The sequence below is a fragment of the Neptuniibacter caesariensis genome, from assembly GCF_000153345.1.
Taxonomy (GTDB): domain Bacteria; phylum Pseudomonadota; class Gammaproteobacteria; order Pseudomonadales; family Balneatricaceae; genus Neptuniibacter; species Neptuniibacter caesariensis.
This window is the reverse complement of record NZ_CH724125.1, coordinates 1,796,864-1,809,748: the sequence shown is the minus strand read 5'-3', so window position 1 is coordinate 1,809,748 and position 12,885 is coordinate 1,796,864. Positions and strand designations below refer to the sequence as shown.

8 protein-coding genes and 4 tRNA genes are annotated in these 12,885 nt (G+C 46.3%); 5 read left to right on the top strand and 7 right to left on the bottom strand.

The window, feature by feature from the left end; translation table 11 throughout:
• The first annotated feature begins 16 nt into the window (after positions 1 to 16).
• The 5 genes from MED92_RS08520 (at position 17) to serB (ending at position 8,059) form a co-directional block, all read left to right on the top strand.
• Complete coding sequence (locus MED92_RS08520; RefSeq protein ID WP_007021123.1) at positions 17 to 1,885, top strand: GAF domain-containing protein; 1,869 nt, start codon at positions 17 to 19, stop codon at positions 1,883 to 1,885.
• 11 nt (positions 1,886 to 1,896) lie between these two features.
• Entirely contained in the window at positions 1,897 to 4,038 is a 2,142-nt protein-coding gene (locus MED92_RS08515; RefSeq protein ID WP_040662467.1) for an efflux RND transporter periplasmic adaptor subunit, read from the top strand.
• Positions 4,031 to 6,019, top strand: coding sequence for a preprotein translocase subunit SecA (locus MED92_RS08510; protein WP_007021121.1), 1,989 nt, complete (start codon positions 4,031 to 4,033; stop codon positions 6,017 to 6,019). The genes MED92_RS08515 and MED92_RS08510 overlap by 8 nt, the downstream gene beginning before the upstream one ends.
• A gap of 9 nt (positions 6,020 to 6,028) precedes the next feature.
• Positions 6,029 to 6,772, top strand: a complete 744-nt coding sequence (locus MED92_RS08505) for an efflux RND transporter periplasmic adaptor subunit (RefSeq protein ID WP_007021120.1) — start codon at positions 6,029 to 6,031, stop codon at positions 6,770 to 6,772.
• Positions 6,773 to 6,841: 69 nt separating this feature from the next.
• Complete coding sequence (gene serB, locus MED92_RS08500; RefSeq protein WP_007021119.1) at positions 6,842 to 8,059, top strand: phosphoserine phosphatase SerB; 1,218 nt, start codon at positions 6,842 to 6,844, stop codon at positions 8,057 to 8,059.
• A gap of 54 nt (positions 8,060 to 8,113) precedes the next feature.
• Here serB and MED92_RS08495 read toward each other — a convergent pair whose 3' ends face one another.
• The 7 genes from MED92_RS08495 to pth form a co-directional block, all read right to left on the bottom strand.
• Complete coding sequence (locus MED92_RS08495) at positions 8,114 to 10,249, bottom strand: EAL domain-containing protein (protein ID WP_007021118.1); 2,136 nt, start codon at positions 10,247 to 10,249, stop codon at positions 8,114 to 8,116.
• A gap of 399 nt (positions 10,250 to 10,648) precedes the next feature.
• Positions 10,649 to 10,723, bottom strand: a tRNA-Gln gene (locus MED92_RS08490).
• A gap of 21 nt (positions 10,724 to 10,744) precedes the next feature.
• A tRNA-Met gene (locus tag MED92_RS08485) sits at positions 10,745 to 10,821 on the bottom strand.
• Positions 10,822 to 10,877: 56 nt separating this feature from the next.
• Positions 10,878 to 10,952, bottom strand: a tRNA-Gln gene (locus MED92_RS08480).
• A 15-nt stretch (positions 10,953 to 10,967) separates the two neighbouring features.
• A tRNA-Met gene (locus MED92_RS08475) sits at positions 10,968 to 11,044 on the bottom strand.
• 129 nt (positions 11,045 to 11,173) lie between these two features.
• Positions 11,174 to 12,265, bottom strand: a complete 1,092-nt coding sequence (gene ychF / locus MED92_RS08470; RefSeq protein ID WP_007021117.1) for a redox-regulated ATPase YchF — start codon at positions 12,263 to 12,265, stop codon at positions 11,174 to 11,176.
• A gap of 21 nt (positions 12,266 to 12,286) precedes the next feature.
• Entirely contained in the window at positions 12,287 to 12,877 is a 591-nt protein-coding gene (pth, locus tag MED92_RS08465) for an aminoacyl-tRNA hydrolase (RefSeq protein ID WP_040661688.1), read from the bottom strand.
• Positions 12,878 to 12,885 lie beyond the last annotated feature (8 nt).

The window sequence follows — 12,885 nt, the reverse complement described above, 5'->3', positions numbered from 1 at the left end:
ACAGGCCTTAAAAGCCATGGATAATTCGTTAGACATCAGTTCCACCCCAACTGCCAGTACGGCCGCAACTGCAGAATCCTCTGTGGAAGTGCTTAACTATTCTCATCAAGGCAGTAACTATTATCAGGACTGGCTTGGCCAACAGTGTGAACTAATTAATGAGGCTCGATCTGCCTTATTACTTGCGCTGATAGAAGAAGATGAAAGTGCTTTTCACCCTATGGCCTTATGGCCCCAAACCCCTGAGTTTCTCGATGAACTGAATGGTCTGGCGGAAGAAATTATTGCCAGTCGTACCGCACTGGTCACTGCTTTAGCAACGGAAACCTCAGGAAAAGAACTGTTTGCTATAGGTTATCCTGTTCTTTCTGAAGCTGAGCTTATTGCTGTAGCTGCTATTGTTGTTGAAATATCTTCCGAACAACAATTAAAACGGGCGATGCAGTTGCTTGAAGTGGGTAGTGCAGGTCTCGAAGTACTCAAGCTCCGACTCGAAAAACAGCAACAACAAGCACGGGATGGCTGCTTAGAAAAAAGCATCGACTTTTTAGCCAGTGTTCAGTCAGAACCTGACTATGCTAGCTCAGCAATGCGTTTAGTCACTGAATTAGCTGTGTTGTTGAACTGTGACAGAGTGTCGCTGGGTAAGTACCAAAAAGGCCATTCTAAAGTTCTTCACCTTTCCCATAGCACCCAGTTTGGTAAGCGGATGAATCTTATCCGTTGTATCGAAGAGGTGATGGATGAAGCAATTGATCAACAGCAAGCGGTTGTTTATCCGAACCCAGATCTGGATAGCAGCTCCGTCGTTATTGCTCACGCCAGGCTGTCGCAGCAACAGGGTGATGCGGTGGTATTGAGTATTCCTCTGTATGTAAATACTGAGGTAGTGGGTGCTCTGACGTTTGAACGTAATCCTGACCTGCCTTTTACTGAACAGGAGATTGCGTTATGTGAGAGTATTGCAGCGCTTGTTATACCTGCTTTGGAGGATAAGCGACTTAACGATCGTGCGCTATTACTGAAAGCCTGGGACTCAGGAAAGACCCAGTTATCCCGACTATTTGGTGCAGGTTTTCTAGGGCGTAAGCTGTTGTTTATTGGTACAGCTCTGCTCATCATCTTTTTCTCTGTTGCACAGGGAACCTATCGATTATCCGCTGATGCCAAGTTGGATAGTTATATTCAGAGGGTGATTGCGGCCCCATATGATGGCTACATTCACTCTGCTATTTATCGTGCAGGTGACCTGGTTAAGAAAGATCAGCTGTTAGTTCAACTGGATGACCGTGATCTCCATCTCGAAAAGCTAAAGTGGTTGAGCGAAAAGGCAAAGCTTAATCGTCAGTATCAAGAGGCTCTGGCTTTTCATGATCGGGCTAAATTAAATATTATTAATGCACAGAAAGCCCAGATTGAAGCGCAGCTCGAGCTGGTTGACAGTCAGCTTTCCCGTGCCAAGCTGCTAGCTCCTTTTGAAGGCCGGATAGTAAGTGGTGATCTGAGTCAGAGGTTAGGTGGTGCCGTTAAGAAAGGTGAGGTTTTATTCGAAGTTTCCCCCTTACATTTTTATCGTATCAACCTGTCTATTAAAGAGAGCCGAATCGCAGATGTATCCGTCGGGCAGGAAGGCGTACTTCACCTTTCTGCACTGCCTGAAACACCATTCGACTTTGTTGTGACAAAAATTACACCACTAACTGAAGCGCGTGATGGCGCCACTTTTTTTGTTGTAGAAGCTTCTTTGCAGGGCCAGTCGCTACAACTGCAACCTGGCATGGAAGGCGTTGGTAAGATTCATATTGATGAGCGTAATTTGCTGTCTATCTGGACTCGGGAAATGCAGGAATGGTTGCGTCTTAAAATCTGGTCCTGGTGGGGTTAGCAGGGGGCGCTGTGTCTGTTTCTCTGTTTAGTGCATCCTGGTATCGCGTAGCTGATTTGAAAATTCGTCTGCGTAAGCATGCTCACATCCATCGTCATCAGTATCGAGGAAAAACCTGGTATGTGCTGCAGGACCATGTGACCGGACAGTTTCAGCGTTTTTCCCCTGAAGCGTATCAAATTATTGGCTTGATGGATGGAAGGCGTTCACTACAACAGGTATGGGATGTTTCATGCAAGCGTCTCGGTGATGGTATGCCGACACAGGATGAGGTTATCCAGCTTGTTGCCCAGCTAAATCGGGCCAATGTAATTCAGTCCGATATATTGCCAGACATCGAAGAACTTCAAATCAGGCGCAGAGAACAGGCGCAAAGAAAACTGGTCCAGCAGTTGAAATCTCCTCTGAGTGTGCGAATTCCGATGATGGACCCGGAGGGCTTTCTTTCCTCAACCATGTGGTTGGTCAGACCCTTCTATTCATGGTTCGGAATGCTCCTTTGGGCGTTTATTATTTTTGTTGGCTTGTCCCTGTCAGTCGTACACTGGGAAGCACTGACTGAAAATATAAGTGATAGAGTGCTTGCCCTGGAAAACCTGTTACTCATAGCGCTTGTTTACCCCTTCGTGAAAGTTATACATGAGCTTGGTCATGCATATGCGGTGAAACGATGGGGTGGAGAGGTTCATGAAGTTGGCATTATGCTACTGGTTCTTTTCCCCGTACCTTATGTAGATGCCAGCGCCGCAAGCGCTTTTAGAAATAAGTATCAGCGTATGTTGGTGGGAGCCATCGGTATTATGGTTGAGCTCATGGTCGCTGCCATTGCGATGGTCGTCTGGACATTGGCTGAACCTGGCATTGTTCGGGCTATAGCTTTCAACACTATGCTGATCGGTGGTTTTTCGACACTGCTTTTTAATGGGAATCCTCTGTTGAGGTTTGATGCTTATTATGTGCTCTCGGACTTTCTGGAGATTCCCAATCTGGCTTCCAGAGGCAATCGCCAGGTTGCTTATCTGACAAAAAAATACTTATATGGAGTTCGCAATCTGACTGCGCCAGCAGGGTCGAGAGGTGAAGGAGCCTGGTTAGCTTTTTATGCTTCAGCTGCCTATATCTATCGACTCTTTGTAATGGTGGCGATAGCCTTGTTTGTAGCAAGTCAGTACTTTGTTATTGGTAGTTTGCTAGCCGTATGGTCAATTTGGGCGACCCTGTTTATGCCGATTCTAAAAACAATTACCAAACCTGCAACTGACCCGGAACTGCGTGCTAAGCGTGTTCGGGTTATTACGATATCATCGATTTTGATTGGCGCTATCGCTGGGCTGATCTTTTTATTCCCTGTGCCTTATAAGACTCAGACTGAAGGAGTGCTTTGGGTTCCTCAGGATTCGTATGTGAGATCTCAGGTTTCAGGGTTTGTTGAATCCCTCGAGGTTTCTTCGGGCAAGCAGGTGATTGAAGGGCAGCTACTCTTAAAATTCTCCGCACCCGATCTGGAAGCGAAGGTTCAGGTTTTACAAGCTCAGATCGCTGAAGCTGAAATCCGGCTTGAAGCGAGTTTACGCGATCGATCTGCCAGTGAAATATTGCGAGAAGAGTTGCAGTTTATTCAGCGCGAATACCAGCGGGCTCAGGAGCGCCTCAAAGGGATCAATTTATACAGTTCTGCGTCGGGCGAGTTTATTGTGCCTGATGCACATAGAATTCTGGGCCGTTATGTTAACCGAGGGGAATTGATTGGGTATGTGGTCGATTATAATCAGTTGTCGTTGGTAGCCATGGTGTCGGAGGATGAAATTGACCAGGTTCGCAACCAGAACCGGTCGGTTGAATTACGTTTTTCGTCTTCCCCTAATGATGTTTATAAAGGTGAAATTGTTCGGGCATTACCCGCTACAACTCAGCAGCTACCGAGTTTGGTGCTTAGCACTGAGGGCGGAGGGCGAATCGCTTTAGATCCAAATAATGAGGATGGACTGAAGAGCTTCCGCAGTCATTTTAGGATCGATCTCTCTGTGCCTGATGCACCTAAGCAAAGATATGATGAAAGGGTTTATGTACTCATAGAACATGACCCCGAGCCTTTGGCTTACCGCTGGTACCGTTCAATCCGCAGAGTCTTCTTGAGACAGTTTGATGTATAAACGTCCTCAACGTCTTCCTCAATCTGTTCTCGAGCGTCCTCAGTTAAATCTGCATAAGCAGGGGCGTATGGAGCGTTGGTCACATCGGCTGGCGGCTTTTCTCTCTCGACCTTTTCGTTCCTCTCTATCTAGTTACAAACGTTTTCTCCGACCTATCCACAGGGAGTCGATCAGGCTCGAATCATTAACGGAAGCAGAAATCGATTCGTATATTGCTGAACTGCGTTCTGAATTATTTAAGCAAGGCATTACCAATAGATTGCTAGTGAGAAGCTTTGCACTGGTCAGAGAAGTGGCAGGGCGTACGCTGGGAATGAAACACTTTGACAGCCAGTTACTCGGCGGCCTTGCCATGTTTCATGGCAATATCGCGGAAATGCATACCGGGGAAGGTAAAACGCTTACTGCAACACTGTCTGCTGCTACCGCTGCGTTTGCCGGTGTACCAGTGCATGTTGTGACGGTCAATGATTACCTGACTGCGCGTGACGCCGAAGAGATGGCTCCCGTTTATGAACGGCTTGGATTAAGTGTAGGTGTAATTGTGCACGGGCTTTCCCCACAAGAGCGCCGGGAAATTTACGCAAAAGACGTGGTCTACTGTACTAATAAAGAGCTGGTATTCGACTATTTAAAGGACAGTATTGTACTTGAGGATAAACAGCATAAATTGCATCTTCATGCCGAACGCCTAAAAGGTAATCAGCAGATACTGGAAGGGCTGATGTTACGAGGTCTGCATTTCGCTATCGTTGATGAAGCGGATAGCGTCTTATTGGATGAGGCGAGAACACCGCTGATCATTTCAGGGCCTGAAATTGAACAGGAAGAGCAAAGAGAAGTTTATCAGCAGGCAATGGATATTGCGCAAGAACTTGAAGCAGAAACACATTACCTGGTCAATCAACGTGAGCGAAGGATCGAATATACTGAAGATGGAGAAGCTCGTGTACTCCAACTGACGGATGGGCTAGGGCCCTTTTGGGTTGGAAGGGTTCGCTGCCTGGAACTAGTGTTTCAAGCTTTAACGGCGCTACATCTATTTATACGTGATAAGCACTATCTGATCAAAGATGACAAAGTCATGATTGTTGATGAGCATACCGGCCGCGTCATGGAAGATCGAACCTGGGAAAGGGGCTTGCATCAGCTTATCGAGATTAAGGAACGGTGTGAGCTGAGTAACCCCCGTGAAACGTTGGCCCGAATCAGTTTTCAGAACTTTTTCCGCTTTTACCATCATCTGGGTGGGATGACCGGTACAGCCAAAGAGGTCATGCCTGAGCTTTGGCAGGTTTATGGATTACCCGTTGTAAATATACCAACTAATAAACCTAGCCGACGTAAAAAACTGGGTGTGAGCATCTCACCTACCGAACATGAAAAGTGGCAGAAAGTAGCCGAGGGTGTAAGGCACCTTCATTCTCAGGGGCGGCCGGTGTTGGTGGGTACTCACTCTGTCGCTGCATCAGAGCATCTCAGTGAACGCTTGCTAAAATTAGGGATTGAACATCAGCTATTGAATGCAAAGCAGGACCAGTCAGAAGCTGATATTGTGGCCCGTGCTGGAGAGCCGGGTTGTGTTACCATCGCCACCAATATGGCGGGACGTGGTACTGATATTAAACTGAGTGTTGATGTGGAGGCCTCGGGAGGATTGCATGTTATTCTTACGGAGCTTCACGAAGCTTCTCGGATTGATCGTCAGCTCGAAGGGCGTTGTGCTCGCCAGGGTGATCAGGGCAGTTTTGAAGTGATACTTTCGCTTGAGGATACTATTTTATCTGAAGCCTTTTCAGATCTTTTAAAGCGTTTTTTTGCTTGGCCTGTACCTTCAGCACTAAGGACCCGATTATTATCAATTCTTATGAGGCGGGCCCAGAAGCAGTTAGAGGCTGATCATGCTCGTATGCGTGCTGAGTTACTCAAGCAAGATGAGCGGCAGAGAGAGATACTTTCATTTACCAGTAGTAAAATTTAGGCGTTCTATATGAGATTTTTATTTACCTTTCTAGTTACTTTGATCGCTACCAGTGCAACCGCCTATGCTGAGACGGAATTCTTAAATGAAGGGCAGCTAAGTTGTTTGCTTGAGCCCAGCAAGGAGATTGAGCTGAGCAGTGAGGTCGCTGGAGTTATCAGTAAGCTAAGTCTTGGACGAGGCGATCAGGTAAAAAAGGGACAGGTGGTTATGTCGCTAAGTTCTAAAGTAGAGCGAGCTGCGCTGGCAACCTCTAGAGCGCGTGTAGAATTTGCTAAACGTAAAGTTAAGCGTAATGAAGTACTGTATAAAAAAGGCTTACTTTCAGACCACGAACGGGATGAGATGTTAACTGAGCAGCGTTTAGCCGAACTGACGGCGAGTGAAGCCTATGTTCGCCTTAAGCAGCGGGAGACGAAGAGCCCTATATCAGGTGTTGTTGTTGAACGTTTTCTAGATCCTGGTGAACTGGTAGACGATGAGCCTTTTATCAAGATTGTTTCACTGGATCCGTTGCAGGCTGAAGTGGTTATGCGCGCTCAGTACTATGGTCAAGTTGAGAAGGGTATGGGGGTGACGCTCTTCCCTGAAGGTCGATTTAATAAACCTTATGAAGGTAAGGTCCATCGGGTTGATCCTTTGATTGATGCGGCCAGTGGAACCTTTGCTATTCGGGTTGAGGTACCGAACAAAGATCAGCAATTACCTGCCGGGTTAAAATGTCGTATTGAATTCGCACCTGTATCTGAATGATTAAATAGGCCCTGTAATCTGCCTTTGCTATAATCGCGCACAATTATAGATTCTCTTGGAAAGCGTCCAATGAACGAGATTATTCTGCTCAACATATCCGGTGAAGATAAACCGGGTGTAACTTCTGCTATTACATCAATTCTTGCCGAGTATGAGATCAATATTCTGGATATCGGTCAGGCAGTTATCCACAATACGCTGTCTTTGGGTATTCTTATTGAAGTTCCAAAGGCCGCTGAATCGTCACCTCTGTTGCGTGATATCCTTTTCAAAGCTCATGAGCTGAATATGCACATTCGTTTCCAGCCTGTAGAGGAGGGAGATTATGAGCAATGGGTGACAGGTCAGGGCAAATCTCGCCATATTATTACCCTGTTATCTCGAAAACTGAGTTCGGGACACATTGCTCGCGTGACCGATATTGCTGCCAGCCATGGGTTGAATATTGATAATATCAATCGTCTATCGGGGCGTATTAGTCTTAATGAAAAATCAGATCAGACCAAAGCTTGTGTAGAATTTTCTGTGCGTGGTGCGCCTTCTGATGCTGAAAAGCTAAAAGCTGAGTTCCTAAAGGCTGCCAGCGATCTTGATGTAGATATTGCATTCCAGAAGGATGATATCTACCGCCGTAACCGCCGCCTTGTTGTGTTTGATATGGACTCAACGCTTATTGAAGCGGAAGTGATCGATGAGCTGGCTAAAGAAGCAGGCGTTGGTGAACAAGTCTCTGAGATTACTGAAGCGGCAATGCGCGGTGAAATTGATTTTAATGAGAGCTTCCGTCGTCGTATGGCGCTGTTGAAAGGCCTGGATGTATCGGTACTGGATTCAATTGCTGAACGCCTGCCAATGACCGAAGGTGCTGAAGAGCTGGTATCGAATCTTAAAGCACTGGGTTTTAAAACAGCGATACTTTCAGGTGGTTTCAATTACTTTGCTTCGCATCTGCAGAAGAAGCTAGGCTTCGATTATGTTTACGCTAATGATCTGGATATCGATGAAAACGGCAAGGTAACCGGTGAAGTGAAAGGCACGGTTGTTAATGGCGAGCGTAAAGCTGAGTTGTTACGTGAAATCGCTGCGAAAGAGGGCGTGTGCCTTGAGCAGACGATTGCTGTCGGTGATGGAGCAAACGACCTTCCTATGCTTTCAATAGCTGGTTTGGGTATCGCCTTCCGAGCTAAACCTCTGGTACGTGAAAGTGCAGAGCAGGCTATTTCTACATTGGGTCTGGACGGTATTTTATATCTGATTGGTTTCAGAGACAGGGATACACTGAACTAATAAAAAGAGCCGCTTTATGCGGCTCTTTTTATTTCTAAGCTGGAAAACACAGGATTACTCGGCGAAGAAATCGTAGTCCATTTTCTCCCTGGGTGGCTGTAAATAATAGCCTTGCACATAGTCGATACCTGCTTTCCATAGGTGAGCCATTGTTTTAGTTTGCTCAACCATTGGTGCAATAGTGACCTTGTTCAAGCTCTTGAGCTGCGCAGCCATGCTCATGAACTGTTCATCTTGTTCTGGGTCTTTACCAAGATCTGAGATAAAAGATCCATCCAGTTTGACAAAATCTGAGTGGATACTGGTCAGCATATTGTCATAGTTAGGGACGCTCCCAAAGTGTTTTACACAGACTCTGCAATGAATCTTGTTGAGCTTTTCAGCGAAGATTTGAGCTTGTCTTGGCGATATAGAAATATCAGATTCGCTAATCTGAAATACAAGGCGATCAGCAGGGATATTGTTCTTCCGCAATACCCCAGATAGCCAGGTTAATAGTTTTTTATCGCCCAGAGCGTGGGCTGAAACATTAATAAAGAGTACGTTCTTATGTTCTTGATTCAGTGAGCGTTTTAGGTGTTTTAAACCTTGCTCAATTACCCAACGATCAACTTTAATTGCTGTTTCTGAATCACCTATAGCGCTCATGAACTCGTTTGGTGAAAGCTCACCTTGTTCGTCATTTTTAAGTCGCAGTAAGGCTTCATAATGATGTGCAGTCTGATCTTCTGCAGTGAGGTTTACGATAGGCTGGAAGAGCAGTTTAAATTCGTTGTTCTCTATCGAATTACGAATGCATTCAAACTCGTCATCTTCACATTCGTTACTCAATGATTCTGGAATATGTAGTAATACACCGTCACCTTGCGGAGACTCTTCACGTAGGTTGGCAATGGCTGTCGTCGCTCTCTGTAACAGCTCAGTTGGAGGTGGCGTGTTATCGTTGATAACAGCGATGCCTATAGAGCAGGTTGACTGTACTTCTACCCCCGCAGCTGAGGAACGGTTCTTGGCTATTACTTTACAGAGGTTTTCTGAAAAGGATTGTGCAGTTTGAATATTAGGGTCTTTAAAGACGATAACAAAGGCATTTTCAGTTGGATGTGTTAGCAGGTGAGCTTTGTTTACTTTCTTCTGCAGCAGAGCCGAAACGTCCCTGATAAGCTGGTCCGATCCTTCATGGCCAAATTTGGCCTTAATCTGATCCAGCTGGTCCAGTTCGATGTAGATTAAACTGCAGTCATGCCCGCCGCGAAGGGCCTTTTGAGTGATCTGTTCTAGCTGTTTCTGTAAATGGTCTTTATTGAACAGCCCCGAAACAAAATCCAGATCTTCGCTTAATAGGTGGCTAACATTATGTTCATCAACTCGGAAAATAGCTCTTACACCCAATGCGTCTTTGATTTCTATTGGTGCTAATTCCAAGTTTGCAGCAAATTCGGAACGGTCAGAGCGTTGTGCGGTTAGCTGAACCAGTAAGTCATTACTTTCTTGTCTTTCAATTAGCTGAAGTTGTTCAATGAATTCATGGCGGTCTTCGTAAGTAAAAAACTCTGCCAGGTTTTTTCCTAGCGCCTTATCTTTATTTTCTATACCAAACAGTTCACAAAAGCTCTCGTTTACATAGGACAGCTTACCGTCATGGCAACAACCTATCGCATTTCTTGAGCTATCCATTAGTTGCTGGCTTCGCTTGGTCTCTTCCGCTAGCGACGCTTCAGCTTTGCGTAATCTTCGGCGGTAATCCAGATGATCAAGTTCGCGGCGAATGCTGATCAATACAAGCTCTTTCTCATCTAAAGGGACTACGGCCTGAAGATGGTTTTTTAATCCTTGGAGTAAAAGTTGGCTGTCAGAGCTTGGGATAATCTGGATAACGGGAATGTCTTTGTCTAAACGCTTAAGGTGGCTTACAGCGTGTTTTGAGGTGAATTTATCCCGATCTATGGTGCAGAGGATTAAATCCCATGAGCGCTCGCTCAATGCGTCCAGAAACTCCTGTTCAGAGTTGACCTGTTTGCCCCTGGGGGATATTCGTGATGTACGTAGAAGCGTAATCAGTGGTGCCGTTTCTTCGGCCGTGAGGCCTAGAAATAATAGCTGGACATTTTTTCTCAGGCGCTGCCGTTTCTGACCATTGCCATACTTTTCGAGTAGAGCGTTTCCATCAATTTCTAATACTTCGGGCATGCGAGAAGCGCTCCTGAAATCTAATTCCTTGAAAGCCAGAGAAAGTAACTGCTTAAGATATAACCGAAAATTCTAACTGGTTTCTTATGCTGTGTCAGCGTAGTCGTCAGAGTTTAAGTATAGGAAAAATTGTAGTCTTCTGCTTTGATCTGAGTGAGATAACTATCTAATAGGAAATTAATGAGTGGTTGCTTCGGAAGGCCGCAGCGAAAGAGGTGGTTTTAAGTGGCTGGGGTAGGAGGATTGATCCTTGCGTCGCGTTGCGACTCAAGTTCCCTTAGGGCTGCGCAGCTTCGCTGCTAGTCGTTAATTGCTGCGCAATTAATCGAACCTCTGAAGTTCTAATCCTACAGCGAACTAAGTGAAGATCGGCGGAATAGGTAATAAAGGCTTTTTAAGTGGCTGGGGTAGGAGGATTCGAACCTCCGCATACTGGAATCAGAATCCAGTGCCTTACCGCTTGGCGATACCCCAACAGAAGAAATAAGATAAGCATGGTGGCAATAGCGGGACTCGAACCTGCGACCCTCGCATTATGAATGCGATGCTCTAACCAACTGAGCTATATTGCCACTCAGATTAGCTCGAAGAGCTAATGCTTAATAGTGTTCTCTTCGAGTGAAGAGAATGGCTGGGGTAGGAGGATTCGAACCTCCGCATGACGAGATCAAAACCCGTTGCCTTACCGCTTGGCGATACCCCAGCAGAGTCTGAAACATGGTGGCAATAGCGGGACTCGAACCTGCGACCCTCGCATTATGAATGCGATGCTCTAACCAACTGAGCTATATTGCCTTTGCTTCAGAGGCGCGCATTATTCGCTTTTTCTTGAATGCTGTCAATAGGTTGAAAGCGGAAAAGTTACTATTTTTTGAATAAAAAAAACCGGCCAAGAAAGCCGGTTATTTTATATACAGGAAATGCTTACACATTGAAGCGGAAGTGAACAACATCGCCATCCTGAACGATGTAATCTTTACCTTCCAGTCTCCAGCGTCCCGCATCTTTCGCGCCGTTTTCACCATTGTGTTCAACAAAGTCGTCATAGCTCACAACTTCAGCACGAATAAAGCCTTTCTCGAAGTCAGTGTGAATAACGCCTGCGGCTTGAGGAGCTGTTGCGCCGACTTTTACCGTCCATGCGCGAACTTCCTGAACTCCTGCTGTGAAGTAAGTTTGTAGGCCTAGAAGTTCGTAGCCCGCACGAATAACACGATCGAGGCCTGGTTCTTCCATACCCAGATCCGCAAGAAACTCATCGCGCTCTTCATCGTCTAGTTCGGAGATTTCAGCTTCCAGTTTGTTGCAGACAACCACAACCCCAGCGTTCTCGGAGGCAGCAAGTTCTTTTACCTGATCCAGGTGCGGGTTATCTTCAAAACCATCTTCATCGACGTTTGCGATATACATGGTCGGCTTAACAGTAAGTAGATGGAAACCTTTAACGATTTTCATTTCGTCGTCATTGAGGCCCATGCCGCGAACAGGCTTACCTTCTTCCAGGTATGGAATCAGGCGCTCAAGCATCGCTTTCTGCGCTACGGCTTCTTTATCACCACCCTTTGCTAACTTCTGGATTCGCTGAAGCTGCTTCTCTGCAGAATCTAAATCCGCCAGGGCAAGCTCAAGGTTGATCGTTTCGATATCGGATAGAGGGTCAATCTTGTTTGCCACGTGTATGACGTTATCATCTTCGAAGCAGCGAACTACGTGAGCAATGGCATCTGTTTCGCGGATATTGGCCAGGAATTTGTTGCCCAGACCTTCACCTTTGGAAGCGCCAGCTACAAGGCCCGCAATATCAACGAATTCCATCGCTGTTGGGACCACGCGTTCAGGGCTTACAATCGCTGCTAGGTTATCCAGGCGTGGATCAGGCATAGCGACGGTGCCTGCGTTAGGTTCAATCGTACAGAAAGGGAAGTTTTCTGCTGCAATACCATTTTTGGTCAACGCATTGAAAAGAGTGGACTTGCCAACGTTTGGCAGGCCAACAATACCGCATTTAAAGCCCATGATCGGTTCCTGTGAGTTAATCTAGCTAGCTGAAAAACTATGTAACTGGTTCATTGCTTTGCCCCAGTCACCGGAAATAGCGAGCTCAAGATAGCGTTCTGCCTCATCCAGAGCGGCCATTGTGGCGTCTCGCTCTTTATTGGGGGCTTTCTTGAGTACAAAGCCGCTTACCTGGCTGCTGTGGCCGGGATGGCCAATACCTAAACGCAAGCGGTAAAAATTCTTGTTGTTACCCAGTTTACTGATGATATCGCGTAAACCGTTGTGTCCACCATGGCCACCGCCTTGTTTGAACTTGGCAATGCCGGGAGGAAGATCGAGCTCATCGTGAGCGACGAGAATCTCTTGAGGTGGAATTTTGTAGAAGTTTGCCAGCGCCGCGACTGCCTGGCCGCTCAGATTCATAAAAGTGGTCGGTACCAGAAGATGGATGGTCTGGCCGCCAATCTGAGCTCTTGAATACAGCCCGTGATACTTCTTTTCAGGCTTTAGGGGGGCGAGATGTCGAGCAGCAAGCTGCTCGACAAACTCGGCACCGGCATTGTGACGAGTTTGTGCATATTTATCACCCGGGTTACCGAGTCCGACAATAAGCTGGATCTTGTCTTTCATGCCAGTGC

Coding starts and splice junctions, on each gene's coding strand:
- pth (WP_040661688.1), bottom strand. CDS start 12,877: ATGAAAGACAAGATCCAGCTTATTGTCGGACTCGGTAACCCGGGTGAT.
- MED92_RS08505 (WP_007021120.1), top strand. CDS start 6,029: ATGAGATTTTTATTTACCTTTCTAGTTACTTTGATCGCTACCAGTGCA.
- MED92_RS08510 (WP_007021121.1), top strand. CDS start 4,031: ATGTATAAACGTCCTCAACGTCTTCCTCAATCTGTTCTCGAGCGTCCT.
- ychF (WP_007021117.1), bottom strand. CDS start 12,265: ATGGGCTTTAAATGCGGTATTGTTGGCCTGCCAAACGTTGGCAAGTCC.
- MED92_RS08520 (WP_007021123.1), top strand. CDS start 17: ATGGATAATTCGTTAGACATCAGTTCCACCCCAACTGCCAGTACGGCC.
- MED92_RS08495 (WP_007021118.1), bottom strand. CDS start 10,249: ATGCCCGAAGTATTAGAAATTGATGGAAACGCTCTACTCGAAAAGTAT.
- serB (WP_007021119.1), top strand. CDS start 6,842: ATGAACGAGATTATTCTGCTCAACATATCCGGTGAAGATAAACCGGGT.